The sequence below is a fragment of the Streptomyces sp. NPDC085460 genome (assembly GCF_044541975.1).
GTDB lineage: Bacteria > Actinomycetota > Actinomycetes > Streptomycetales > Streptomycetaceae > Streptomyces.
This window is the reverse complement of record NZ_JBITTO010000006.1, coordinates 296,826-322,092: the sequence shown is the minus strand read 5'-3', so window position 1 is coordinate 322,092 and position 25,267 is coordinate 296,826. Positions and strand designations below refer to the sequence as shown.

Here is a 25,267-nt window from a genome sequence, read left to right as displayed (position 1 = left end):
TCCGGTGCGGGGCCACTCCGCGTACGGGGCCGAGGCCGGGGTCAGCCCTCGCTGACGCCCAGCTTCTCCAGGATCAGCTCCTTGACCTTCGCCGCGTCGGCCTGGCCTCGGGTGGCCTTCATGACCGCGCCGACCAGCGCGCCGGCCGCCGCGACCTTGCCGCCGCGGATCTTGTCCGCGATGGCCGCGTTGCCCGCGATGGCCTCGTCGACGGCCGCGCCGAGCGCGCCGTCGTCGGAGACGACCTTCAGACCGCGCTTCTCGACGACCTCGTCCGGGGTGCCCTCGCCGGCGAGGACGCCCTCGATGACCTGACGGGCCAGCTTGTCGTTGAGGTCGCCGCCGGTGACCAGGGCCGAGACCCGGGCCACGTCCGCCGGGGTGATGGGCAGCTCCTCCAGGGAGACGCCCTTCTCGTTGGCGTTGCGGGCCAGTTCGCCCATCCACCACTTGCGGGCCGAGGCCGCGTCCGCGCCCGCCTCGGTCGTGGCGACGATCGGGTCGACCGCGCCCGCGTTGAGGATGGACTGCATCTCCTGCTCGGAGACGCCCCACTCCTCGCGCAGCCGGTTGCGGCGCAGGCGGGGCAGCTCCGGGAGGCCCTTGCGCAGCTCCTCGACCCACTCGCGGGCCGGGGCGACCGGGACCAGGTCCGGCTCGGGGAAGTAGCGGTAGTCCTCGGCGTTGTCCTTGATGCGGCCGGAGGTGGTGGAGCCGTCGTCCTCGTGGAAGTGACGGGTCTCCTGCACGATCGTGCCGCCGGACTCCAGGACCGCCGCGTGGCGCTGGATCTCGAAGCGCGCCGCCCGCTCGACCGAGCGGAGCGAGTTCACGTTCTTCGTCTCCGAGCGGGTGCCGAAGGTCTCGGAGCCCTTCGGCATCAGCGACAGGTTGACGTCGCAGCGCATCTGGCCCTTGTCCATGCGCGCCTCGGAGACGCCCAGGGCACGGATCAGCTCGCGCAGCTCGGCCACGTACGCCTTGGCGACCTCGGGAGCACGCTCGCCCGCGCCGACGATCGGCTTGGTGACGATCTCGATGAGCGGGATGCCGGCCCGGTTGTAGTCGAGCAGCGAGTGCGAGGCGCCGTGGATGCGGCCGGTCGCGCCACCGATGTGGGTGGACTTGCCGGTGTCCTCCTCCATGTGGGCGCGCTCGATCTCCACGCGGAAGACCTCGCCGTCCTCCAGCTGGACGTCCAGGTAGCCGTTGAAGGCGATCGGCTCGTCGTACTGGGAGGTCTGGAAGTTCTTCGGCATGTCCGGATAGAAGTAGTTCTTCCGGGCGAAGCGGCACCACTCGGCGATCTCGCAGTGCAGCGCGAGGCCGATCTTGATGGCGGACTCGACGCCGATCTCGTTCACGACGGGCAGCGCGCCGGGCAGGCCGAGGCAGGTCGGGCAGGTCTGCGCGTTGGGCTCGGCGCCCAGCTCGGTCGAGCAGCCGCAGAACATCTTGGTCCGCGTGCCGAGCTCGACATGGACCTCCAGGCCCATGACGGGGTCGAACGAGGCCAGTGCCGCCTCGTACGACAGCAGTTCAGTGACAGTCACGGTGGAACTTTCCCTCTCAGCCCAGCAGGACGTCGTCGTCGCCGAGGCGCTTCAGCTCGCGGTACAGGATCGCGAGGCCGGTGACGATGGCGGCGGCGGACACGGCGGAGTCGATCAGCCGCAGCACGTCGTTGTCGTTGCGGGCCAGCTTGGCCTGCTTGGCGACGCTGACGGCACCGAACGCGGTGGTCGCGAGCGAGACGTAGATACCGGTCTTCGACTTCTTGAAGTTCTTGGCCTTCTTTGCCATGGCACTCACAGCGACGGAGCCTCCTCAAGCAGCGGGTGGCCCCACTTTTCCACGAAGGCGGCCTCGACGGCGGCACCGACCTTGTACAGCCGGTCGTCCTGCATGGCGGGGGCGATGATCTGCAGCCCGACCGGGAGACCGTCCTCCGGCGCCAGGCCGCAGGGCAGCGACATGGCGGCGTTTCCGGCCAGGTTGGTCGGGATGGTGCACAGGTCCGCGAGGTACATCGCCATCGGGTCGTCGGCGCGCTCGCCGATCGGGAAGGCGGTGGTCGGGGTCGTCGGGGAGACGATCACGTCGACCTGCTCGAACGCCTTCTCGAACTCGCGGGTGATGAGGGTGCGGACCTTCTGGGCCGAGCCGAACCACGCGTCGTAGTAGCCGGAGCTGAGCGCGTAGGTGCCGAGGATGATGCGGCGCTTCACCTCGGGGCCGAAGCCGGCCTCGCGGGTGAGGGCGGTGACGTCCTCGGCGGAGCGGCTGCCGTCGTCGCCGGCGCGCAGGCCGTACCGCAGACCGTCGAAGCGGGCCAGGTTGGACGAGCACTCGGACGGCGCGATCAGGTAGTACGCGGAGAGCGCCAGGTCGAAGCTCGGGCAGTCCAGCTCGACGATCTCGGCGCCCAGCTCCTTCAGCACCTCGACGGACTCGTCGAAGCGCTGCATGACGCCGGCCTGGTAGCCCTCGCCGCGGAACTGCTTGACGACGCCGACGCGCATCCCGGCGACCGAGCCGCTGCGCGCGGCCTCGACCACGGGCGGGACCGGCAGGTCGGCGGAGGTGGAGTCCAGCGGGTCGTGGCCGGCGATCGCCTCGTGCAGCAGGGCCGCGTCCAGGACCGTACGGGCGCAGGGCCCGCCCTGGTCGAGGGAGGAGGAGAAGGCCACCATGCCGTAGCGGGAGACGCCGCCGTAGGTCGGCTTGACGCCGACGGTGCCGGTGACGGCGGCGGGCTGGCGGATCGAGCCGCCGGTGTCCGTGCCGATGGCGAGCGGGGCCTGGTACGCGGCGAGCGCGGCGGCGGAGCCGCCGCCGGAACCGCCGGGGATCCGGGTCAGGTCCCAGGGGTTGCCGGTCGGGCCGTAGGCGCTGTTCTCGGTGGAGGAGCCCATGGCGAACTCGTCCATGTTGGTCTTGCCGAGGATGACCACGTCGGCGGCCTTGAGGCGCGTGACCAGGGTCGCGTCGTACGGCGGGATCCAGCCTTCGAGCATCTTCGAACCGACCGTGGTGGGCACGCCCCGGGTCGTGAAGATGTCCTTGAGGGCCAGCGGGACGCCGGCGAGCGGGCCGAGCTTCTCGCCGCGGGCGCGCTTCTCGTCGACGGCGCGGGCCTGCGCGAGGGCGCCCTCGCGGTCGACGTGGAGGAAGGCGTTGACCTTCTCGTCGACGGCGTCGATACGGGCCAGGTGGGCCTCGGTGACCTCGACCGCGGTGAGCTCGCCGGAAGCGATCCTCGCGGCGATCTCGGCGGCGGTGAGCTTGATGATGTCCGTCATGGTCAGTCCTCCCCCAGGATCTGCGGCACCTTGAAACGCTGCTGTTCCTGGGCGGGGGCGCCGGAGAGCGCCTGCGCGGGGGTGAGCGACGGACGGACCTCGTCCGCGCGCATGACGTTCGTCAGCGGCAGCGGGTGGGAGGTCGGCGGTACGTCCTGCTCGGCGACCTCGGAGACGCGGGCGACCGCGCCGATGATGTCGTCGAGCTGACCGGCGAAGTGGTCGAGTTCCTCGTCGGCGAGTTCCAGACGCGCCAGCCGAGCGAGGTGTGCGACCTCCTCGCGCGTGATGCCAGGCATGCAGCGATCCTCTGGGGTGAGTCTGATGGTGTTGGCCCAATCCTATGGGGACGGCGGCGCTGCCCGTGAAACGGTCGGCCCGGAGATGCCCCCGGAACTCCCCCGGAGGCCCCCCTGACGCCGTCGAGCGGACCCATGAGGGTCCGCTCGGGGTGCCCGGGGTGCTCCGGGTGCCCGGGATGCTCGGGGTGCCCGTGGTGCTCGGGGTGCCCGGTGCCGGCCCGGGGTCACTGCACGGCGTGTCCGGGGGCCGGGTCGAGCTCGATCGCGGGGGCGGCGGTCTCGGCGGCCCGGCGCCAGCCGTGCTCGCCGCGGGCCAGCAGCCAGGCGGTGGTCTCGGCGGGCGGCATGGCGGCGGAGACCAGCCAGCCCTGGACGGCGTCGCAGCCCAGGTCGCGCAGCCGCTCCCAGGTCTCGTCGTCCTCGACGCCCTCGGCGACGACGAGGAGGCCGAGGGAGTGGGCGAGGTCGACGGTGCAGCGGACGATCTCGGCGTCCTCGGTGTCGACGGCGAGCCGGGCGACGAAGGAGCGGTCGATCTTCAGCTCGCTGACCGGGAGCCGGCGGAGGTGGACGAGGGAGGAGTAGCCGGTGCCGAAGTCGTCCAGGGACATCTTGACGCCGTGGCCGGTGAGGCCGTTGAGGGTGTCGGCGGCGCGCTGGGGGTCCTCCAGGAGGACGTGCTCCGTTATCTCCAGCTGGAGCGAGCCCGCCGGTACGCCGTGCCGGGCGAGCCGGGCGGCGACGGCGCCGGCGAAGCCGGGGGTGTGGACGTCGCGCGGCGAGACGTTGACGGCGACGGGGACCTCCAGGCCCTGGGCGCGCCAGCGGGCGACCTGGGCGAGGGCGGTCTCCAGGACGTACTCGGTCAGGTGCGGCATCAGGCCCGAGGACTCGGCGATGGCGATGAACTCGTCCGGTGGAACCTTTCCGCGCTCGGGGTGGACCCAGCGGACGAGGGCTTCGAGGCCGGCGACCTGGCCGTCGAAGCGGACCTTCGGCTGGTAGTGGAGTTCGACCTCGCCGGCGTCGAGGGCGCGGCGCAGGTCGCCCAGGAGACCGAGCCGGTCGGGGGTGTTGGAGTCGCGCTTGGACTCGTACACCTCGACGCCGGTGCGGTCCCGCTTGGCCTGGTACATGGCGACGTCGGCGCGGCGCAGCAGGCCCTCGGCGTCACCGGCGTGGTCGGGGTAGACGGCGACGCCGGCGCTGGCCTCCAGGACGAGGGTGAGCCCGTCGAGGTCGAGCGGGGAGGAGAGGGCGGCGACGAGGTGGCGGGCGACGCGCTGGGCGCTGGTGGTGGAGTCGGCGACGGGCAGCAGGACGGCGAACTCGTCGCCGCCGAGCCGGGCCGCCTCGGCGCCCCGCGGCAGGGCGAGGCGGAGCCGTTCGGCGATCTGGAGGAGGAGCCGGTCGCCGGCGAGGTGGCCGAGGGTGTCGTTGACCGAGCGGAAGCGGTCGAGGTCGATGAGGACGAGGGCGGCGCGGGCCTGTTCGCCCTCGGCGTCCTCCAGGGCGGTCCAGGTGCGCTCCAGGAGCCACTGGCGGTTGGGCAGGCCGGTGAGCGGGTCGCGGAGCTGCTCCTCGGCGCGGGCGCGGGCGATCCACAGGGTGGAGTCGAGGGCGATCAGGGGGATCGCGAAGAGCGGCAGGAGGACCGGGAAGGCGGCGGCGACCACGCAGATCAGCGGGGCGATGCCGAGCAGGGCGACGGCGACCAGGCCCTGCCGGACGAGGGCGGTACGGGCGACGGTGGGCAGGCCGCGGCCGGGCGGGGCGAGGGTGTACCACAGCAGCAGGCGGGTCGCGAGGAGGTAGGCGCCGGCGGCGAGGACGATCTCCGGGACGTCGGCGATCCCCCAGTCGAGCGGGTGCCAGGGGTCGGTGACGCCGGGGACGTCGCCGAAGAGGGCGAGGACGAGCGCGGCGGCGCCGACGCCGAGGATGTCGGCGGCGCCGTGCAGCAGCCCCTGCCGCCAGCGGTGCCGCCGGGCGGCGCCGACGAGGACGACGACGGTGAGCGAGACGAGCCCGGCGGGCACCCAGCCGTACAGCAGGAGGACGGCGAGGGTGAGGGCGGCGCCGGAGCCGGTGCCACCCCACCAGCGCTCGCGGCCGAGGGCCACGAGGTGGCCGACGATGAGGCCGGTGAGGAGGGCGAGGGACCAGCCGGCGACTCCGCCCGGGAAGAGCGGGTCGCCGGTGCTCAGGGCCCGCTGGAGCCCGGTGACGAGCACGGCGGCTGCGGTGCCCAGCACGGCGGCGGGCAGTCCGGTGAAGCCCGCGGGGAGCACCCGGCCGCGCGGTCGTGGCACCGGTGCGGCACTCTCGGTCGGTTCCATTCCCGTCCCTCTCACAGGCGGCGGTGCCGTCGCTGTCCGATGGGCCGCGGCGAGGCGGCCCGGGTGGCGTCCGGCTTCCGCTGGTGCGCCCCGCCGGCTTCGGGGCGGGGCGCGGGGCGCGGGGCCGTTCGTCCTGGCGCACGGCCGCGCAGAACCTTCGCGCGGCGGTGCGGGACGAGACGCACGGTCACCACACTAGGCCGCCGAGGGCGCCGAGGGGCAGCGCTCTCCCTCTCTTGCCCGAATGCGACCTGGCCACCCGTAACGATCTGGTATGCGCCGAACGGGTGAGCCCCTGGGGCCCGGAGAGGGGGTGACCCGGGGTTACTCCTCGATCGGCTGTGCGGCCTCGCGAGCAGCCTCGGGACCCTGTTCGAGCAGGATCGTGAAGCCTTCCTCGTCCAGAACCGGAACCTTCAGCTGCATGGCCTTGTCGTACTTGGAGCCCGGGTTCTCCCCCACGACGACGAAGCTCGTCTTCTTCGAAACGGAACCGGTGACCTTCGCTCCGCGGCTCTGGAGCGATTCTTTTGCGCCATCCCGGGTGAACTGCTCCAGGGTGCCGGTCACGACGACCGTGAGGCCCTCCAGCGGGCGGGGTCCCTGGTCCTCCCCGGCGCCCTCGTCCTCCAGGGTGATGCCGGCGGCGCGCCACTTCCGCACGATCTCGCGGTGCCACTCCTCGGAGAACCACTGCTTCACGGCGGCGGCGATGATCCCGCCGACGCCGTCGACCGCGGCCAGCTCCTCCTCGGTGGCCTGCTCGATCCGCTCCAGGGAGCGGAACTCGCGGGCGAGCGCCTCGGCGGCGACGGGGCCGACGTGGCGGATGGAGAGGCCGTTGATGAAGCGGGCGAGCGGGCGGGTCTTGGCGGCCTCGATGTTCGCCAGCATCGCGAGCGCGTTCTTCTTCGGCTCGCCCTTCTGGTTGGCGAAGACGGTGACGATCTTCTCCTCGCCGGTCTTCGGGTCCCGCTTGGGCAGCCCCGAGTCGGCGTCGAGCACGTACGCCTTGATGGGCAGCAGCTGCTCGATGGTGAGGTCGAACAGGTCACCCTCGTCGGCGAGCGGCGGCTCGGACGGCTCCAGGGGCCGGGTGAGGGCGGCGGCGGCCACCGCCCCGAAGTTCTCGATGTCCAGGCACTGGCGGCCGGCGAGGAAGAACAGCCGCTCGCGCAGCTGGGCCGGGCAGGTCCGGGCGTTCGGGCAGCGGAGGTCGATGTCGCCCTCCTTCATCGGCTTCAGCGCCGTGCCGCACTCGGGGCACTCGGCCGGCATCACGAACTCCCGCTCGGTGCCGTCCCGCAGGTCGACGACCGGGCCGAGGATCTCCGGAATGACGTCGCCGGCCTTGCGGAGCACCACGGTGTCGCCGATGAGGACGCCCTTGGCCTTCACCACCTCCTGGTTGTGGAGGGTGGCGAACTCGACCTCGGAGCCGGCCACGGTGACCGGCTCCACCTGGGCGTACGGGGTGACGCGGCCGGTGCGGCCGACGCCGACCTTGATGTCGACCAGCTTGGTGTTGACCTCCTCCGGCGCGTACTTCCAGGCGATCGCCCAGCGCGGGGCGCGCGCGGTGGAGCCGAGCCGGCCCTGGAGCGGGATCTCGTCGAGCTTGACGACGACGCCGTCGATCTCGTGGGCCACGGAGTGGCGGTTCTCGCCGTAGTACGCGATGAACTCGCGCACCTCGGGGAGGCCGGCGACCACCTTGTTGTGCGTGGAGGTGGGCAGGCCCCACTCGCGCAGCAGCCCGTACGCCTCCGAGAGGCGGGAGATCTCGAAGCCCGCGCGGGCGCCGATGCCGTGGACGACCATGTGGAGCGGGCGGGTCGCGGTGACCTTCGGGTCCTTCTGGCGCAGCGAGCCGGCGGCCGCGTTGCGCGGGTTGGCGAAGGGCTTGTCACCGGCCTCCACCAGGCGCGCGTTGAGCGCCTCGAACGCCTCCATCGGGAAGTAGACCTCGCCCCGGATCTCGACGAGCTCCGGGATCCGGTCGCCCTGGAGGCGCTCGGGGATGTCGGCGATCGTGCGCACGTTGGGCGTGATGTCCTCGCCGGTGCGGCCGTCGCCGCGGGTGGCGGCGCGGGTGAGCCGGCCGTGCTCGTAGGTGAGGTTGACGGCGAGGCCGTCGACCTTGAGCTCGCACAGGAAGCGGAAGTCGGGGGTGCCGACGTCCCGGGCGACGCGCTCGGCCCAGGTCGCCAGCTCCTCGTCGTCGAAGGCGTTGTCCAGCGAGAGCATGCGCTCGCGGTGCTCGACGGCGGTGAACTCGGTCTCGTACTGCCCGGCCACCTTCTGGGTCGGCGAGTCGGGCGTGCGCAGCTCGGGGTACTCCTCCTCCAGCGCCTCCAGGGCGCGCAGGAGCGTGTCGAACTCCGCGTCGCTGACGACCGGCTGGTCCTTCACGTAGTACCGGAAGCGGTGCTCCTCGACCTGCTCGGCCAGCTCGGCGTGCTTCTCCCGCGCCTGGGCGGGCACGACCGCCTCTTCACCGGGCAGGGCCCCCTGTTCGACTGCCACCTTCGTCCGTCCTCCCGTACTTCAGAACCCGGTCACTCTGGGTTGTCCGCGAGCGATCTCGCCGCCCGGACGCAGTGGGCGAGCGCCGCCCGGGCGTAACCGGGCGAGGCGCCCGCGAGCCCGCACGTCGGGGTGATGACCACGGACTCGGCGAGAGTCCCCGGATTCAGCCCCAGCCTGCGCCACAGCGTCCTGACACCCATGACGCTACCGCCCGGGTCGGACAATGCCGTGTCGGTGGACGGCACCACACCGGCGAAGAGCTTCGTGCCGGCCTCGACGGCCTCGCCGATCGGCTCCTCGTCACGTTCGGTGAGCAGCCCGAAGTCGAACGAGACGCCGGCCGCCCCGGCCCTGCGGAGCAGGGCGAAGGGCACGCCGGGGGCGCAGGAGTGGACGGTCACGGGCCCGTCGTGGGCGCCGATCACGTCCCGCAGGGCGGCCTCGACGACCTGCCGGTCGACGGCCCGGTGGGTGCGGTAGCCGCTGGCGGTGCGGATCTGGCCGAGGAGGACGGCGGTGAGCGAGGGCTCGTCGAGCTGGAGCACGATCCGGGCGCCGGGGACGCGCTTGGCGACGTCGGCGAGGTGCTCGCGCAGGCCCTCGGCGAGGGAGGCGGCGAGGTCGCGGCAGGCGCCGGGGTCGCCGAGGGCGGCCTCGCCGCCGCGGAGTTCGAGGGCGGCGGCGAGGGTCCACGGGCCGACCGCCTGGACCTTGAGCGGGCCCTCGTACCCCTGGGTGAACTCCTCCAGGGCGTCGAGGTCCTCGCCGAGCCAGGAGCGGGCGCGGCGGGTGTCGCGGCCGGGCCGGTCGCTGATCCGCCAGCCGCTGGGCTCCACGTGCGCGTACAGGTCGACCAGCATCCCGAGGGTGCGGCCGATCATGTCGGCGCCGGGGCCGCGGGCGGGGAGTTCGGCGAGGAAGGGGAAGTCCTCGAAGGAGCCGGTGACGGTCTTGGCGGCCTCGCGGGCGTCGCCGCCGGGCAGCGAGCCGACGCCGGTGGCGGGGCCCCACTGGGGGACGTCGTTCATCGTCATCGCCCCGGACGGACCGTCAGGTCGTTGACCTCGGCGTCGCGCGGCAGGTCCAGGGCCATCACGATGGTGGTCGCCACGGACTCGGGGTCGATCCACCGCGCGGGGTCGTACTCCTTGCCCTCCTGCTGGTGCACCTTGGCCTGCATGGGGCTGGCCGTGCGGCCCGGGTAGACGGAGGTGACCCGGACGCCGTTCCCGTGCTCCTCGTGGCGCAGAGCGTCGGCGAGCGCCTTCAGGCCGTGCTTGGAGGCGGCGTACGCGCTCCACTCGGCGTGCGCGTTGAGCCCGGCGCCGGAGTTCACGAAGACGACGTGGCCCTGGGTGAGGCGGAGCTGCGGCAGGAAGTGGCGGGTGAGCTCGGCGGGGGCGACCAGGTTGACGTTCAGCTGGTGGTGCCACGTCTTGGGGGTCAGCTCGCCGACGGTGCCGAGGTCGACGACGCCGGCGATGTGCAGCAGCGAGTCGACGCGGTCGGGCAGGCTCTGGTGCGAGAACGCCCAGGAGAGCCGGTCCGGGTCCGCCAGGTCCCCGACGAGCGTCCGGGCGCCGGGGAACTCGGCCGCCAGCTCCTTCGCCCGCCCCGCGTCGCGCGCGTGCAGCACGAGTTCGTCCCCGCGCGCGTGCAGCCGCCGCGCGACGGCCGCGCCGATGCCGGAACCGGCCCCGGTGATCACATGAGTAGCCATGGGGTCATGGTCCCACCCGCGGTCAGGAGGACGGGCCGGGGGCGGGTGTCGTGGCGGACCAGAAGTCGGAGCGGACGTACGGGGTGGGGATCTTGCCGTAGGGGTAGGCGGGGCCGTTGGGGGCGGTGGTGGGTTCGGCGACGTCGGACTCGTCGACGCAGGGGGTACTCGCCTTGAACACCACCTGCCCCTTGAACCCGACGCTCAGTGTCAGGCCGAAGCCATCGGAGGTCCTGGCGAAGACGGCCGGCATCTCCTTGCTCGGAATCACACTGGTGATCTCGTAGCCGCTCGCTTTCCAGTGCCGCTCGATCACCCCGAGGAAGTTGCCCCGCCGCTCCTCGGAGATGACGGTCGTGACGACCCGGTGGCGTGTCACGGTGCAGCTCGTGTAGAGCCAGGTGTCGTGGGCCCACTGGACCTCGGGCGCGACCGCCCTGAGCGTCGCGTCCAACACGGCGTCCGCTCTCTCCGCCGCCTCTTGCATGTCCATGGCCTTGGTAGCTCCTCCACTGGTCTGAGTCCCGCATCCCGAGAGCATGCTGACGCTCAGGAGCAGGGGAAGCGTCGCCCGGGTGACGCCACCTGATCGCTTCATCGGTGTTCCTCCATGACGATCTCATTGGGCTTCCCCGCGACGATGCGTGCGATGTTCTCCGCCGAAATCGGATCCAGGTCGGGTGATTCCTTGTCTCGTTCCGTTTTGAAGTAATCGGAGTGGGCGTCGAATCCGCCCCCTTCGAAGATCATCCGCGGCCCGTCGTCGACTTTGAAGCGCCGTGCCCCGAACGCCTCGCTCGCCGGGTCCTTCCCGAAGTACACGTCGTCATTTCCGATGTCGTACAGGTCGCGACCGATCAGGACGCCCAGCGGGCCACTCAGCGCGACCTCGCTCTTCGAGGGCAGATGGGTCACGGGGTCGTTGTCGGCCGCTCCGACGAAGACGTGCCCCTTGCCGACTCCGAGCTCTTCGGCCTTCTGCGCGTCCACGCCGGGGCTGCCCAGCAGAATGATGTCGTCGGCCCCGGGGATGCCGCCGGACCGCTGGGCGGCCGTGCCGACGGTCAGGGAGCCGTACGAGTGACCGATCGCCGTCACGTGGGGGTCGGGGTTCTGGTTCGTCGCCGAGAGGCCCGCCATGAACGCGTTGTACGACGGGGCCCCTCTTTGGGCGTCGCCCTTGGACATGACGTCCAAGTGCTGAGGGGCGTCGTAGCCGAGCCAGACGATCGAGGCGCTGGACGGATCGATGTACTGGGCGCTCTTGGCCGTGTGCCAGGCCCGGGTCATCGTGTCCTTCACGAAGTCCCCGTCGAGCTTCGTCCCCAGCCCCGGCACGTACGCCGAGACGTTCCTCGACGTGTCCGGGTTGCCGTACGAGACGATCGCGCGGCCGTTGCCCTCGTCGCCGATGCCGAGGAGGAACATCGGCGGATCGCTCGGCGCGTTCAGCTTCTCCTGGATGCCGCGCAGCGCGTCCAGCTTCGTCTTCGCGTCGTCACCGCCCTGCCGGGACAGCTCGTCCATGAGGATCGGCAGGTAGGTGCGGTTGGCCTCGTCGCGGGCCGTGGACGGGATGCCGTCGAGGCCGCCGACCAGGTCCGGGGCGACCTCCAGGTACTCCTGGCGCTGCTCGTCCGTCAGGCCGTCCCACCACTTCTTGCGCTCGGCGGGACTCTTGTCCGTCGGTACGTCCTCGCCGAGGTACATGCCGGCCGTGCCCCGCACGTCGGCCGTGTCCTCGCGGACGTCCTTCAGCGTGGCCTCGGTGACGTCGAGGCCCTTCTCCGCCTTCAGGCCGGCGAGGGTCCTGGCGTACCGGGCGTCGACCTCCCCGGCGGACCGCAGGGCGCGCGCGATGCGGTCGGCGACGGCCTGGGCCTTCGTCTGGTTCGGGTTGACCGGCAGAAAGCCGGGGAAGCCGCCCTGGGGGCTGCCGAGCGGCGGCGCTTCGAGAGGGAGGCGGGCGCTGCCCCGGACGGTGCCGCCGGGGACGTCCTTCGCCGTTCCGGCCAGGTCGGTGACCTGGGCGGAGGGGTAGCTCACGGAACCGTCCTCATGAACGGTGAGGCCCTGAGCGGTGGCGTCCGCGAGGGCGTTCCTCAGCTGGATCTGCGGCTCCGCGATGTCGGCGGCGAGTCCGTTGAGTGTCGTCCGGACGAGGCCGCACTCGCTGTGCAGGTACTGGAAGTTGCGGCCGAGGCGCCGGAGCCGGCCGAGGGCCGCCTCCGCGGACTCGCTCTGCTGCGTCTCGCGAAGCTTCGCGGACATGGCCCGGTCGACCCGCACCCGGTCGGCGTCGGAGCTGTTCGACACCTGGTGCCAGGCGTCGCCCGCCTCGGTGAACTCGGAGGGCCTGAGGTCGCGCAGCTGCTGCCAGGTGAGGGTGGCCCCGGTCATCGCTTCTCCTGCCCGGGCTTGGTGTCGATCGAGGCCAGGGAGCTCTTGACGGTGGTGTCGGTCTCCCCCAGCTCCCCCGCGACCGCGAGCAGGGCGCCCTGGAGCGCCTCGCACTCGTCGCGTACGGATGCGAGGCGGTCCTCCCACGACCGGCGTAGGGCGGTGAGCGCGGCGACCGCGGAGAGGCCGGCGGCGCCCGCCGTCACGCCCTCGTGGCCGGGGCCGAGGGCGGAGCGGCTCGTCTCGGTGCTGGTCCGCACGGCGCCCGCCGTACCGGAGGCGCTGCTCCAGGGGCCTCGGCTGTGCTTGAGGGTGCCGGAGGGACCGGAACCGGGGTCGGCGGAGGCGAGGTCCATCCGGGTGTCCGCCCCGCTCGTCCCGAAGATGTCATGCCAGTTCGAGTGGCTCACGATCCCCCACTCCCTGTGGTGTGCCACGTACGCCACGTGACGCTACCGGAGCGCATCCACTGCTGTGCAACCGCAAACCGAGAAGTCGGGTCGAAGGGGCGATGATCACATAGCATCCTGCTCAAGGCAGTACAAGAGCACTGCCTCTCATCTTTCGGACGCTTCCCATGCGTTCGCGGACTCAACGCAGTTGCGACTCCAGATACGCGAGGGCCGCCGCTCCGTCCTCGGCGAAGAAGGCGAGGTCGGTGAGGGGGCGGGGAAGGAAGCCCTCGGTGTCCATGCGCTGGAACTGGGTCCTGAGGCCGTCGTAGAAGCCGGCGGTGTTGAGGACGACGACGGGCTTGGTGTGCTTCGCGTGCTTCTTCAGTTCCAGGATCTCGGTGGCCTCGTCGAGGGTGCCGGTGCCGCCGACCATGACGACGATCGCGTCGGACTTGGCGAGGAGGAGGGCCTTCCGCTCGGCGAGGTCCTTGGCGACGGTCATCTCGTCGGCGTTCGTACGGGCCTTGGCGGCGAGGAAGTCGACGGAGACGCCGACGAGCCGGCCGCCGGCCTCCTGCACGCCGTCGGCGACGACCTTCATCAGCCCGGTGTCGGAGCCGCCCCAGACGAGGGTGTGGCCGGCCTTGCCGAGGAGGCCGGCGAACTCGCGGGCGGGGGCGGTGTACCGCTCGTCGAGGTCGGCGGCGGAGAGGAAGACGCAGATGTTCATCCCGACACCGTAGGGCACTGCCCTTTTCCGACCGTCCTCTCCGTACCGCCCTGACCTGCGGGTTCCAAGATTCTTCGGGAAATCCCGGGGCGGGGCGATGAGTTCCGGCGGGGGCGCCGGTCTGCCCTGCCATGGACGAGGTGAGGACGGTCGTGTCGCGGGACGGGACGACGATCGCGTACGGGCGGTACGGGGCCGGCGACGGGCCCGCGGTGGTGCTGGTGAGCGGGGGCCCGGGGGCCGGGGAGGCGCCGCTGGCGCGGCTGCTGGCGCGGGACTTCCCGGTGTTCGTGTACGACCGCCGGGGGCGCGGGCACGCGCCCGGGCGGGAGGTGGAGGACTTGGCGGCGGTGCTGGCGGCGGCGGGGCCCGGCGCGGCGGTGCACGGCAGCGGGGAGGGCGGCGCGCTGGCGCTCGTGGCCGCGGCGGCGGGGCTGCCGGTGGCGGCGGTGTCGGTCTTCGAGCCGGCGTACGACGCTCTCGGGGCCCTTCCCGAGGTCCACGCGCGCGTGCTGGTGGTCGACGGGGGCGCGAGCCCGGCGCCGGTACGGCGGGCGGCCCGGGAGCTGTCGGCGCTGCTGCCGCGGGCCCGGCACCGGACGCTCACGGGGCAGACCCACGAGGTGGCGCCACATGTGCTGGCGCCGGTCCTCGCGGAGTTCGTGGCGGAGTCGTCCGAGCTCGGGTGAGCCGGGCCGCCCCCCATGACGCGGGGTGGGGGGTCGCGGTCGGCAGCCTCGGCCTCTACGCGTCCGCCGCCCCCGCTGACGCGGGGGTGGGGGCGGTGCGCCGTACGGTCGTCGCGATCGTCGCCGAGCCGACCACGCGGGTGCCGTCGTAGAGAACGATCGCCTGGCCGGGGGCGACGCCGCGGACGGGCTCGTCGAAGGTGACCTTCAGCTCGCCGTCCTCCAGGGCGGCGCCGACCGGGGTCTCGCCGCCGTGGGCGCGGAGCTGGGCGGTGTAGCGTCCCGGGCCCTCGGGGGCGGTGCCGCACCAGCGGGGCTTGATGGCGGTGAGGGCGGTGACGTCGAGGGCCTCGGCGGGGCCGACGGTGACCGTGTTGTTCACGGGCGAGATGTCGAGGACGTAGCGGGGCTTGCCGTCGGCGGCCGGGTGGCCGATCCGCAGGCCCTTGCGCTGGCCGATGGTGAAGCCGTACGCGCCCTCGTGGGTGCCCAGCTTGGTGCCGGACTCGTCGACGATGTCGCCCTCCGCCGTGCCGAGGCGGGTGGCGAGGAAGCCCTGGGTGTCGCCGTCGGCGATGAAGCAGATGTCGTGGCTGTCGGGCTTCTTGGCGACGGCGAGGCCGCGCCGCTCGGCCTCGGCCCGGATCTCGTCCTTGGTGGTGAGGGTGTCGCCGAGCGGGAACAGCGCGTGGGCGAGCTGGCGCTCGTCGAGGACGCCGAGCACGTACGACTGGTCCTTGGCCATGTCGGAGGCGCGGTGCAGCTCGCGGGTGCCGTCCTCGTTCAGCACGACGGTGGCGTAGTGGCCGGTGCAGACGGCGTCGAAGCCGAGGGCGAGCGCCTTGTCGAGCAGGGCGGCGAACTTGATCTTCTCGTTGCAGCGCAGGCACGGGTTGGGCGTGCGGCCGGCCTCGTACTCGGCGACGAAGTCGTCGACGACGTCGGCGCGGAAGCGCTCGGCGAGGTCCCACACGTAGAAGGGGATGCCGATGACGTCGGCGGCCCGGCGCGCGTCGCGCGAGTCCTCGATCGTGCAGCAGCCGCGGGCTCCGGTGCGGAAGGACTGCGGGTTCGCGGAGAGCGCGAGGTGCACGCCGGTGACGTCGTGCCCGGCCTCGACGGCTCGGGCGGCGGCGACGGCGGAGTCCACTCCGCCGGACATGGCGGCGAGGACGCGGAGAGGGCGCGGAGTCTGAGTCATAGCCCTACCAGGGTACGGGGCGGCGGGAACCGCTCGGCCGGAACCGGCGTTCTGGGGAGCATGGGGAGCGAGAACGGGAAGAAGCGGGGGGTCGGCCGGCGCGCCGTGCTGATCGGCGGCGGGGTCGCCGTCCTGGGTACGGGCGTGCTGGCGCGCGAGGAGCTGGCGCGGGCCTGGTGGCGGCTGCCGGGGATGGAGAAGCCCCGGCTCGACGGGGAGCTGGACTACGAGGCGGCCGCGTGGACGGCGGCGCACCAGGCGAACTCGCGGCGGGCGGACCGGCCGGACGACTACCGGATCGACCGGGTGGTGATCCACGTGGTGCAGGGCAGCTACGCCACCGCGCTGAAGGTCTTCAAGAACCCGCTGCACGAGGCCGCCACGCACTACGTGGTCGGCAAGGACGGGCGGGTGGCGCAGATGGTGCGGGAGCTCGACGTGGCCTACCACGCGGGGAACCGGGACATGAACGAGCGGAGCGTCGGCATCGAGCACGAGGGGTTCGTGGACCGGCCGCAGGACTTCACGAAGGCCATGTACGAGGCGTCGGCGCGGCTGACGGCGGACATCTGCCGGCGGCACGGGATACCGGTCGACCGGGAGCACATCATCGAGCACGCGGAGGTCGAGGGCACCGACCACACCGATCCCGGCCCGCACTGGGACTGGGACCGGTACATGGAGCTGGTCCGCCGGGAGCGGGCGAAGCTGCCCGCCTGACGCGGTACGGCGGCCTAGCTGAGGCCGGCGGTCCTGGCGCGTTCGACGGCGGGGCCGATGGCGTCGGCGACGGCCCGTACGTCGTCCTCGGTGGAGGTGTGGCCGAGAGAGAAGCGGAGGGTGCCGCGGGCGAGGTCGGGGTCGGTGCCGGTGGCGAGGAGGACGTGGCTGGGCTGGGCGATGCCGGCGGTGCAGGCGGAGCCGGTGGAGCAGGCGATGCCGGCGGCGTCCAGGAGGAGGAGCAGGGAGTCGCCCTCGCAGCCGGGGAAGGTGAAGTGGGCGTTGGCGGGGAGCCGGTCGACCGGGTCGCCGCCGAGGACCGCGTCGGGGACGGCGGCGCGGACGGCCGTGACGAGGGCGTCGCGCAGGGCGCCGATCTCGCGGGCGAAGTCCTCCTGTCCACCGGCGGCGGCGCGGGCGGCGGTGGCGAAGGCGGCGACGGCGGGCACGTCGAGGGTGCCGGAGCGGACGTGCCGCTCCTGGCCGCCGCCGTGCAGCACGGGCACGGGGGTGTGCTCGCGGCCGAGGAGCAGGGCGCCGATGCCGTAGGGGCCGCCGATCTTGTGGCCGGAGACGGTCATCGCGGCGAGCCCGGAGGCGCCGAAGTCGACCGGGAGCTGGCCGACGGCCTGGACGGCGTCGGCGTGCAGCGGGACGCCGAACTCGGCGGCGGCGTCGGCGAGCGCGCGGACCGGCATGACGGTGCCGATCTCGTTGTTGGCCCACATCACGGTGGCGAGGGCGACGGACTCCGGGTCGCGGGCGATGGCCTCGCGCAGCGCGTCCGGGTGGACGCGGCCGTGGGCGTCGACCGGCAGGTACTCGACGGTGGCGCCCTCGTGTCCGGCGAGCCAGTCGACGGCGTCGAGGACGGCGTGGTGCTCGACGGGGCTGGCGAGGACGCGGGTACGGCGGGGGTCGGCGTCGCGCCGGGACCAGTAGAGGCCCTTCACCGCGAGGTTGTCGGCCTCGGTGCCGCCGGAGGTGAACACCACCTCGCTGGGCCGGGCGCCGAGCGCGGCGGCGAGGGTCTCGCGCCCTTCCTCGACGGTCCGCCGGGCGCGTCGCCCGGCGGCGTGCAGGGAGGAGGCGTTGCCCGTGACGGCGAGGTGGGCGGTCATCGCCTCGATCGCCTCGGGCAGCATGGGCGTGGTCGCGGCGTGGTCGAGGTAAGCCATGGTGGGTCGATTCTACGAGCCCGGCCGGCGGCTCCCACGACGAGCCCGGCCGGGCGACCGGCGACCGTACGGTTCGGGCCAGGGGCGACGTGCGGCGACCGTACGGTTTCGGGCCAGGGCCGGCCTCGGGCGGCCGTACGGTTCGGGCCATGCCTCCAGGGACGTACGGCTCAGCCGCGCGGGGCGCGGGCGAGCTGGCGGGACTGGGCGACGAGCCGGCCGGCGCTGTCCCAGACCTCGGCGTCCTCCTCCAGGAAGCCGCCGGCGAGGTTGCGGGTGGTGATGGAGACCCGCAGCGGGCCGGGGGCGGGCCGGCAGCGGACGTGCGTGGTGAGCTCGACCGTCGGGGTCCAGCCCTTGAGGCCCAGTTCGAAGGAGGTCGGCGGGAGGGCGTCGACGGCGAGGAGGAGGGAGAGCGCGTCCGGCTCGCGGCCGTCGGCGAGGCCGAACCAGGCGCGCATCTCTCCCTTGCCGGAGGGGGCGCCGATGGCCCAGCCGACGCAGGCGGGGTCGAGGCGGAGGTCCAGCCGGTCGGTGATGGCGGAGGAGCCGGGGATCGGCGGGGCCGGCCCGTCGGAGGCGCTGAAGCACTGGTCGATCGGGGCGAGGGCCGGCGGCACGGCGCTGGTGCGGACCTCGTCCGTGAGGGCGTCGAGGTCGCCGTAGGAGGCGAGGACGCGGATCCGCTCGACCTCGGTGCCGTCCTCCGCGAACTGGTAGAGCGAGGCGGTCCCGGTGGAGAGGGTCCGGCCGGTGCGGACGGTCTCGGTCCTGATCACCGCGGGGCCGGGCGCCGACGGCGTGAGGTAGTGCGCCGAGACGGTGAACGGGTCGGGGTGCGGCAGGTGGTCGCCGAGGGCGCGGCCGAGCAGGGCGAGGAGGTAGCCGCCGTTGACGGCGTGGATGATCGTCCAGCCGGCCGAGAGCTCGGCGTCGTAGACACCGGGCTCGCGGAGGGTGAGGGCGGTGTCCCGGTCGAACTCGCTGAGCGCCGCGGCCTCGGCGGCGGGGCTCGTCTCGGTGCTCGTGCTCATACGGCCGACGGTACAGCAGGAAACTACTGAGCGGTAGCTTTTTCGTTCTCCTCGCGGGCCGAGGAGCGGTTCCAGGCGCGCGGCGCCCGCCAGTGGTAGCGCATCGCGAGCAGCCGCAGGAGAAAGGCGGTGAGCACCGCCGCGCCGCTGGTGTAGGCGTTCAGGACGTCGAAGCGGATGCACAGGACGACCATGGCCGAGCCGACGATCGCGGGCACGGCGTACAGGTCGCGGTCCCAGCGGAGCAGCGAGGGCACCTCGTTGGCGAGGACGTCGCGCAGCACGCCGCCGCCGACGGCGGTGGCGAGGCCGAGCGCCGCCGAGGAGGTGAGGCCGAGCCCGTAGTCGTACGCCTTCGTCGTCCCGGTCACGCAGAAGAGGCCGAGGCCGGCCGCGTCGAAGACGTTCACGGCGGTCTGGGTGCGCTCCACCTCGGGGTGGAGGAAGAAGACGAGGACGGTGGCGACCAGCGGCGTCAGGAAGTAGCCGAGGTCGGTGAAGGCGGCCGGGGGTACGGCCCCGATGATGAGGTCGCGCAGGAGTCCTCCGCCGAGCGCGGTGACCTCGGCGAGCACGGCCATGCCGAAGACGTCGAAGTTCTTCCGGACGCCGAGGAGGGCGCCGGAGATGGCGAAGACGAAGATCCCGACGAGGTCGAGCGTGTGTTGGACCGACGGGCTGAACAGATCGTGGAGCACCGGCCAATTGTGCCGTGTGTTCGGAAAGGGCCCGGCCGCCACACGGCGGCCGGGCCCTTTCCGGGTGCGCTACGTGCCCTCGGCCGCCGGAGCCTCCGGAGCCGTGTCCGTGTCCGGCGCCTCCGCCTGGGCCGGGATCACCACGGCGTCGGACCCGCTCGCCGGGGCGAGCGTGCCGGACTGGATCTCCCGGGTGAAGTGGCAGGCCACCTTGTGGCCGCCGCCGGCGTCGGTGAGCTCCGGGCGCTCCTCGGAGCACTTCGGCTGCGCCCACGGGCAGCGGGTGTGGAAGCGGCAGCCCGCCGGCGGGTTCGCCGGGGAGGGCAGGTCGCCGGTCAGGAGGATCCGCTCGCGCCGCTCCTCGACCTCCGGGTCGGGCACCGGCACGGCGGACATGAGCGCCCGCGTGTACGGGTGCAGCGGCTCCTCGTACAGCGTGTCGCTCGGCGCCTCCTCGACCAGGGAGCCGAGGTACATCACGCCGATGACGTCCGAGATGTGCCGGACGACGGCGAGGTCGTGGGCGATGACCAGGTAGGTCAGGCCCATCGACTCCTGGAGCTCTTCGAGCAGGTTGATGACCTGGGCCTGGATCGAGACGTCGAGCGCGGAGACCGGCTCGTCGCAGATGATGAGGTCGGGCTCCAGGACCAGCGCGCGGGCGATGCCGATGCGCTGGCGCTGGCCGCCGGAGAACTCGTGCGGGTAGCGGGAGAGGGCGTTGGCGGGCAGGCCCACCTTGGCGAGGATCTCCCGGATCCGCTCCCGGCGCTCGTCCTGGTCCGCGCCGATCCCGTGCGCGGCCATGCCCTCGCTGAGGATGGACTCGATGTTCTGGCGCGGGTTGAGGCTGCCCAGCGGGTCCTGGAAGACCATCTGGAGCCGGCGGCGGAAGGAGCGCAGCTCCTTCTCCGGCAGCTTGGCCACGTCGGTGCCGTCGAGGACGACGGAGCCGTCGGTGACGTCCACGAGCCGCAGCACGGCCCGTCCGAGGGTGGTCTTGCCGCAGCCGGACTCGCCGACCAGGCCGTACGTCTGGCCCGCCTCGACCTTGAGCGAGATGCCGTCCACGGCGTAGACGTGGCCGACGGTGCGGTCGAAGAGGATGCCCTTCTTGACGGGGAAGTGGACCTTCACGCCGTCGAGTTCGAGCAGGCTCATGCCGGTACCTCCGTCGTGGCGAGGACCGGGTTCGCGCAGCGGGCGCGGTGGCCGGCCGCGCGCGGTTCGGTCAGTTCGGGCGTGCCGGTGAGGCACTCCATCTCGTACCGGTCGCAGCGGGGGGCGAAGGCGCAGCCGTCGGCCCAGGCGATCTGGTCGTTGATGGACCCGCGGATCGGGTGGAGCGGCTCGCCGCGCGGGGCGTCGAGCCGGGGGATGGAGCCGAGCAGGCCGTGGGTGTACGGGTGCGTCGGGTGGGCGAACAGCTCGCGGCGCCCCGCCGATTCGACGACCTTGCCGGCGTAGAGGACGTTCACCTGGTCGCAGAGGCCGGCGACGACACCCAGGTCGTGGGTGATCATCAGCAGCGCGGTGCCCTCCTGGTCGACCAGTTCCTTGAGGAGTTCGAGGATCTGGGCCTGGATGGTGACGTCGAGCGCGGTGGTCGGCTCGTCGGCGATGAGCAGGCGGGGGGCGCAGGCGACCGCCATGGCGATGAGCGCGCGCTGCCGCATGCCGCCGGAGAGCTGGTGCGGGTACTCCTTGAGCCGCCGGTCCGGGTCGGGGATGCCGACCCGGTCGAGCAGGTGCGCGGCCTCCTTGCGGGCGGCCTCGCCCTTCAGGCCGCGGTGGCGCTGGAGGATCTCGGTGACCTGGACGCCGATGGGGATGACCGGGTTCAGCGAGGACAGCGGGTCCTGGAAGATCATCGCCATGTCGCGTCCGCGCAGGTCGCGCATCTTCGACCGGGAGAGCGACAGCAGGTCCGTGCCGTCGAGGTCGGCGCGGCCGCCGAGGGTGACGCCCTTGGCGGGCAGCAGCCCCATGAGGGCGAGCGAGGTCACGGACTTGCCGCAGCCCGACTCGCCGACGAGGCCGACGACCTGGCCCTGGTCGACGCTGAAGGAGACGCCGTTGACCGCCCGGACGTCCTTGCGGCCGCGGCCGCCGAAGGTGACGGTGAGTTCGTCCACGGTGAGCAGTGCCATGGTCAGCCTCGCAGCTTCGGGTCGAGGGCTTCGCGCATGGCCTCGCCGAGCAGGGTGAAGCCGAGGGCGGTGATGATGATGCCGACCGCCGGGAAGACGGACATCATCGGCGCGTTGTCGAAGAAACGCTGCGCCTGGGAGAGCATGACGCCCCACTCCGGGACCGCCGGGTCGGGGTTGCCGAGTCCGAGGTAGGAGAGGGCGGCGGCCTCGATGATGGCGGTGGCGAGGCTGAGCGTGGCCTGGACGATCACCGGGCTCAGCGAGTTCGGCATGATCTGGGTCAGCACGATCCGGCGCTTGCGGATGCCGAGGGAGCGGGCCGCGAGGACGTAGTCGCTGCCGCCCTGGGCCAGCATCGAGCCGCGCAGCAGACGGGCGAAGACCGGGATCTGCACGACGCCGACGGCGATCATCACGGTGGTGAGGGACTGGCCCAGCACGGCCGCGACGGAGACGGCGAGGAGCAGCGACGGCAGCGCCAGCAGGATGTCGGTGACGCGCATGATCACGTCGTCGATCCGTCGCCCGGCCTTCCCGCCGAGGGTCGCGCAGGCTCCGGAGACGGCGCCGACGAGCGCGCCGAGGACGAGGCCGATCAGCATCGAGACGACGCCGACGAGCAGGGTCTGGCGGGCGCCTTCGAGGAAGCGGGAGAAGCTGTCCCGGCCGAGGTGGTCGAGGCCGAACCAGTTCTCGGCGCGGGGGCCGACGAACTTGCCCTGGTTGGAGAAGACCTCGCCGCGCCAGGTCTGGTCGGTGGGGCCGTACGGGGCCAGCCAGGGGCCGACGATCGCGACGAGCACGAACAGCGCGATGATCGCGGCGCCGATGAGGGCCATCTTGCTGCCGCGCAGCCGCTTCATCGCCTCGCGCCACAGCCCGGCGCCGCTGGAGGTCTCGGTCTTCGCGGTGAGTTCGGCGAGCCGGTCGAGCTTGGCCTTGTCGGTGGATATCAGGCTCATCAGTGCACCCGCACCCTCGGATCGATGACGCTGTAGGCGAGGTCGACCAGCATGTTGATCAGCACGTAGACCATGGCGATGAACATGATGAAGCCGACGAGCACCGGGTAGTCGCGGGCGTCGATGGCGGTCCGGATGAAGGAGCCGATGCCGCCGAAGGAGAAGACGGACTCGGTGAGGACCGCGCCGGACAGGAGGCTGCCGGTGAGGAGGCCGACGGCGGTGACGACGGGCAGCAGCGCGTTGCGCAGGATGTGCCGGCCGCGGACGACGCGGCGCTCCAGGCCCTTGGACTCGGCGGTGCGGATGTAGTCCTCGCCGAGCACCTCCAGGACGCTGGCGCGGGTCATGCGGACGATGACCGCGAGCGGGATGGAGGCGAGGGCGATCGCCGGCAGCACCAGGTGCGTCAGCGCGTCCCACGCGGCGTCCAGCTCTCCGGTGAGCAGGCCGTCGAGGACGGCGAAGCCGGTGACGCTGGTGGCGTCGATGCCGGTGGACTGGCGGCCGAAGCTGGGGAAGATGCCGAGCTCGACGGCGAAGACGCCCTTGAGCAGCAGGGCCAGGAAGAAGACCGGGATGCAGATGCCGACGAGGGAGCCGGAGACGGAGGCCACGTCGACCCAGCCGCCGCGCTTGCGGGCGGCGAGGTAGCCGAGCGGGACGCCCACGGCGATGGCGATGATCATGGCCGCGACGCTGAGTTCGACCGTGGCGGGGAAGCGCAGGAGGAACTCGTCCCAGACGGGCTGACCGGTCTGCACCGAGGTGCCGAGGTCGAGGTCGAGGAGCCGCTTGAGGAAGCGCCCGTACTGGACGTAGATCGGCTGGTCGAGACCCAGCGCGCGGTTGATGCGCGCCACATCGGCTTCGGTCGCCCGCTCGCCCAGGATCGCTGAGGCGGGTCCGCCGGGCAGCCGGTTCAGCCAGATGAAGAGCAGAACCGACAGGCCGAGCAGGGTGGGTATGAGCTGGAGAAGTCGTCGTACGACGAGTCGCAACACCCCGCGTGCCCCTTTCTTGCGTGTGGAGGGTGGATGCGCGGACGCCCGGTCACGAGAGGAACGCGTGACCGGGCGGACCGCTTACGGGGGTGTTACTTGAAGGAGACCTCGGCGAAGTTCTCCTGCGTCAGCGGGGAGACCTTCGGCGGGACCACGTTCTTGCCGAACGCGATGGCCGGCGGGGAGGAGGTCAGCGGGAGACCCGGCAGGTACTCCATGATCGCCTCGTTGGCGGCCTTGTAGAGGTCGGTGCGCTTGGTCGGGTCGCCCTGGAGCGAGCCGGCCTTGACCGCGTTGAAGACCTTGTCGTCCTTGAAGCCCCACTGCTTGTCGTACCCGGCGAACCAGGTGCCGATGAAGTTGTAGCCGTCGTTGAAGTCACCGGTCCAGCCGAGCATGTGGAGCGGGCAGGAGCCGTGCTCGACCGCGTCGACGTAGTCCGGGTTCCACTTCTTCGGCTTGGGGTTGACCTTGATGCCGGCCTTCTCCAGGTCGGCCTTGACCAGCTCGAAGATGTCCTGCGGGGCAGGCATGTACGGGCGGGTGACCTCGGTCGGGTAGCAGAAGTCGACCGACAGGTTGCTCGCGCCGGCGCCGGCGAGGAGCGACTTGGCCTTGGCGGTGTCGAAGGCGTACTTCTTCACGTTCTCCGAGTAGCCGGCGACCGTGTCGGGCATGAACTGGGTCGCGACCTTGCCGCCCTCGGGCAGCTGGGTCTTGACGATGTTCTCGCGGTCGACGGCGTGCGCGATGGCCTGGCGGACCTCGGGCTTCTTCAGCGCCGGGTTGGCCTCCTGCGTCATACCGAGGTAGAGCAGGTTGAAGACGTCACGGGTCGGGACCTGGAAGCCCGCGCCCTCGAGGGTCTTGATGTCGGCGGGCGCGACGAGGTCGTAGCCGTCGATGTCACCGGCCTGGAGCGCCTGGCGGCGGCCCTCCTCGGTGTCCAGGGTGCGGAAGACCAGGTTCTTCACCTTGGCCTTCTCGCCCCAGTAGTCGTCGAAGCGCTCGAGGGTGACTTCCTTGTTGCCCTTGTTCCACTTCGTGATCTTGTACGGGCCGGTGCCGGCGACCGTGCCGGCCTCCTGGCTGTACTTGGGGTACGTGATGGCGTCGCCCTTGGCGGTGGCCTGCTGCTTCGCGTACTCCTTGAGCGCCTTCGGCGAGTGGATCGCGAGGGCGTTCAGGGAGAAGCCGCCGGGCAGGTTGGCGGAGGGCTCGAAGACCTCGATGACGGCGGTGGCCGGGTCCTTGGCGGTGCAGGACTTGTAGTTCGCCTTGGGCGTCTCCTTGTCCTCGTTGGCCTTGAAGCCGCCCATGATGGTCTGCCAGTAGTACGAGACCGCGCTCGACTGGAAGGTGCCCTTCCAGTTGAACCAGTAGTCGTAGTTGGCGCAGACCGCCGCCGCGTCGAGGGCCTCGCCGTCGTGGAACTTCACGCCCTGGCGGATGTTGAAGGTCCAGACGGTGCCCTCGGTGTTGCTCGACCACTTCTCGGCGAGCCCGCCGACGAGCTTGCTGCCGCCGGCCTCGTGCTCCAGGAGCGCCTCGAACGCCTGACGGGTGACCCGGAAGGTCTCGCCGTCGCTCGCGAGGGCCGGGTCGAGGGAGGCCGGGTCGCCCGGGGCGCCGAACACGAAGGTGTCCTTGGCCCCGCCCTTGTTGCCTTCCTTGTCCCGGTCGCTCGCGCAGCCCGTGGCGATGAGGCCGACCGCGATGGCCGCCGTCAGAGCCCGGGTCGACCGGGAATTGAGTATGCGCATGGGTCCACCCCTGGGTCGCCATGTGTGGTCTTGACCGGCCGAACGCTACTGGCGAGTGACGCGGCAGAGAACAGTCCGCATAGCGGTGATACCAACCTGAGACCCGGACACTCACCAAAACGGTCCGATGCCGGACATCGGCGGCGGG

The 25,267-nt window shown here is 72.1% G+C and carries 23 protein-coding genes; 2 read left to right on the top strand and 21 right to left on the bottom strand.

Annotation, left to right across the window (positions count from 1 at the left end):
- Positions 1 to 41 precede the first annotated feature (41 nt).
- The 12 genes from gatB to ACIGHB_RS17775 all read right to left on the bottom strand — a co-directional run bounded on the left by gatB (position 42) and on the right by ACIGHB_RS17775 (position 13,717).
- On the bottom strand, positions 42 to 1,553 hold the full coding sequence (gene gatB / locus ACIGHB_RS17830; protein WP_360310520.1) for an Asp-tRNA(Asn)/Glu-tRNA(Gln) amidotransferase subunit GatB: 1,512 nt from the start codon (positions 1,551 to 1,553) through the stop codon (positions 42 to 44).
- Between the two features lie 16 nt (positions 1,554 to 1,569).
- Positions 1,570 to 1,803 carry a hypothetical protein gene (locus ACIGHB_RS17825; protein WP_360310704.1) on the bottom strand — a complete coding sequence of 78 codons (234 nt, stop codon included), beginning with the start codon at positions 1,801 to 1,803 and terminating at the stop codon, positions 1,570 to 1,572.
- A gap of 5 nt (positions 1,804 to 1,808) precedes the next feature.
- A complete protein-coding gene (gatA, locus tag ACIGHB_RS17820; protein WP_399914077.1) occupies positions 1,809 to 3,302 on the bottom strand; it encodes an Asp-tRNA(Asn)/Glu-tRNA(Gln) amidotransferase subunit GatA in 1,494 nt (497 codons plus the stop codon).
- Positions 3,303 to 3,304: 2 nt separating this feature from the next.
- Complete coding sequence (gene gatC, locus ACIGHB_RS17815; RefSeq protein ID WP_030492502.1) at positions 3,305 to 3,601, bottom strand: Asp-tRNA(Asn)/Glu-tRNA(Gln) amidotransferase subunit GatC; 297 nt, start codon at positions 3,599 to 3,601, stop codon at positions 3,305 to 3,307.
- A 227-nt stretch (positions 3,602 to 3,828) separates the two neighbouring features.
- A complete protein-coding gene (locus tag ACIGHB_RS17810; protein WP_360310524.1) occupies positions 3,829 to 5,943 on the bottom strand; it encodes a bifunctional diguanylate cyclase/phosphodiesterase in 2,115 nt (704 codons plus the stop codon).
- Between the two features lie 324 nt (positions 5,944 to 6,267).
- Positions 6,268 to 8,469 (bottom strand): NAD-dependent DNA ligase LigA, encoded by a 2,202-nt coding sequence (ligA, locus tag ACIGHB_RS17805; protein ID WP_399914072.1) that lies wholly within the window; start codon positions 8,467 to 8,469, stop codon positions 6,268 to 6,270.
- A 32-nt stretch (positions 8,470 to 8,501) separates the two neighbouring features.
- Positions 8,502 to 9,500 (bottom strand): methionine synthase, encoded by a 999-nt coding sequence (locus tag ACIGHB_RS17800; protein WP_399914344.1) that lies wholly within the window; start codon positions 9,498 to 9,500, stop codon positions 8,502 to 8,504.
- Between the two features lie 2 nt (positions 9,501 to 9,502).
- Positions 9,503 to 10,192, bottom strand: a complete 690-nt coding sequence (locus ACIGHB_RS17795) for an SDR family oxidoreductase (RefSeq protein WP_360310528.1) — start codon at positions 10,190 to 10,192, stop codon at positions 9,503 to 9,505.
- 22 nt (positions 10,193 to 10,214) lie between these two features.
- Positions 10,215 to 10,685 carry a hypothetical protein gene (locus ACIGHB_RS17790; protein ID WP_399914069.1) on the bottom strand — a complete coding sequence of 157 codons (471 nt, stop codon included), beginning with the start codon at positions 10,683 to 10,685 and terminating at the stop codon, positions 10,215 to 10,217.
- A gap of 101 nt (positions 10,686 to 10,786) precedes the next feature.
- Positions 10,787 to 12,592 carry an alpha/beta hydrolase gene (locus tag ACIGHB_RS17785; RefSeq protein ID WP_399914066.1) on the bottom strand — a complete coding sequence of 602 codons (1,806 nt, stop codon included), beginning with the start codon at positions 12,590 to 12,592 and terminating at the stop codon, positions 10,787 to 10,789.
- The gene (locus ACIGHB_RS17780; protein WP_399914063.1) at positions 12,589 to 13,002 is read right to left on the bottom strand and encodes a hypothetical protein; all 414 of its coding nucleotides are present in this window, start codon (positions 13,000 to 13,002) and stop codon (positions 12,589 to 12,591) included. The genes ACIGHB_RS17785 and ACIGHB_RS17780 overlap by 4 nt, the downstream gene beginning before the upstream one ends.
- A gap of 181 nt (positions 13,003 to 13,183) precedes the next feature.
- Complete coding sequence (locus tag ACIGHB_RS17775; RefSeq protein ID WP_399914059.1) at positions 13,184 to 13,717, bottom strand: TIGR00730 family Rossman fold protein; 534 nt, start codon at positions 13,715 to 13,717, stop codon at positions 13,184 to 13,186.
- A gap of 131 nt (positions 13,718 to 13,848) precedes the next feature.
- Between ACIGHB_RS17775 and ACIGHB_RS17770 the strand changes: the two genes are divergently transcribed.
- Positions 13,849 to 14,406, top strand: coding sequence for an alpha/beta fold hydrolase (locus ACIGHB_RS17770; protein WP_360310538.1), 558 nt, complete (start codon positions 13,849 to 13,851; stop codon positions 14,404 to 14,406).
- 55 nt (positions 14,407 to 14,461) lie between these two features.
- On the opposite strand, the gene mnmA is transcribed toward ACIGHB_RS17770, so the two are convergent.
- Positions 14,462 to 15,607 (bottom strand): tRNA 2-thiouridine(34) synthase MnmA, encoded by a 1,146-nt coding sequence (mnmA, locus tag ACIGHB_RS17765; RefSeq protein ID WP_399914055.1) that lies wholly within the window; start codon positions 15,605 to 15,607, stop codon positions 14,462 to 14,464.
- Between the two features lie 60 nt (positions 15,608 to 15,667).
- Between mnmA and ACIGHB_RS17760 the strand changes: the two genes are divergently transcribed.
- A complete protein-coding gene (locus ACIGHB_RS17760) occupies positions 15,668 to 16,327 on the top strand; it encodes an N-acetylmuramoyl-L-alanine amidase (protein WP_360310542.1) in 660 nt (219 codons plus the stop codon).
- Positions 16,328 to 16,341: 14 nt separating this feature from the next.
- Here ACIGHB_RS17760 and ACIGHB_RS17755 read toward each other — a convergent pair whose 3' ends face one another.
- The 8 genes from ACIGHB_RS17755 to ACIGHB_RS17720 all read right to left on the bottom strand — a co-directional run bounded on the left by ACIGHB_RS17755 (position 16,342) and on the right by ACIGHB_RS17720 (position 25,119).
- A complete protein-coding gene (locus ACIGHB_RS17755; protein ID WP_360310544.1) occupies positions 16,342 to 17,505 on the bottom strand; it encodes a cysteine desulfurase family protein in 1,164 nt (387 codons plus the stop codon).
- Between the two features lie 170 nt (positions 17,506 to 17,675).
- On the bottom strand, positions 17,676 to 18,539 hold the full coding sequence (locus tag ACIGHB_RS17750; protein ID WP_360310546.1) for a thioesterase family protein: 864 nt from the start codon (positions 18,537 to 18,539) through the stop codon (positions 17,676 to 17,678).
- Positions 18,540 to 18,562: 23 nt separating this feature from the next.
- Positions 18,563 to 19,237, bottom strand: a complete 675-nt coding sequence (locus tag ACIGHB_RS17745) for a trimeric intracellular cation channel family protein (protein ID WP_360310548.1) — start codon at positions 19,235 to 19,237, stop codon at positions 18,563 to 18,565.
- Positions 19,238 to 19,306: 69 nt separating this feature from the next.
- Complete coding sequence (locus ACIGHB_RS17740; protein ID WP_360310550.1) at positions 19,307 to 20,398, bottom strand: oligopeptide/dipeptide ABC transporter ATP-binding protein; 1,092 nt, start codon at positions 20,396 to 20,398, stop codon at positions 19,307 to 19,309.
- Positions 20,395 to 21,387, bottom strand: a complete 993-nt coding sequence (locus ACIGHB_RS17735) for an ABC transporter ATP-binding protein (protein WP_360310552.1) — start codon at positions 21,385 to 21,387, stop codon at positions 20,395 to 20,397. The genes ACIGHB_RS17740 and ACIGHB_RS17735 overlap by 4 nt, the downstream gene beginning before the upstream one ends.
- 2 nt (positions 21,388 to 21,389) lie before the next feature.
- Positions 21,390 to 22,352, bottom strand: a complete 963-nt coding sequence (locus ACIGHB_RS17730; protein WP_360310554.1) for an ABC transporter permease — start codon at positions 22,350 to 22,352, stop codon at positions 21,390 to 21,392.
- Positions 22,352 to 23,356, bottom strand: coding sequence for an ABC transporter permease (locus ACIGHB_RS17725; protein ID WP_360310556.1), 1,005 nt, complete (start codon positions 23,354 to 23,356; stop codon positions 22,352 to 22,354). Before ACIGHB_RS17725 ends, ACIGHB_RS17730 begins: the two co-directional genes overlap by 1 nt.
- Before the next feature lie 92 nt (positions 23,357 to 23,448).
- Positions 23,449 to 25,119: an ABC transporter substrate-binding protein gene (locus ACIGHB_RS17720; RefSeq protein ID WP_360310558.1), complete on the bottom strand. Its 1,671-nt coding sequence runs from the start codon at positions 25,117 to 25,119 to the stop codon at positions 23,449 to 23,451.
- Positions 25,120 to 25,267 lie beyond the last annotated feature (148 nt).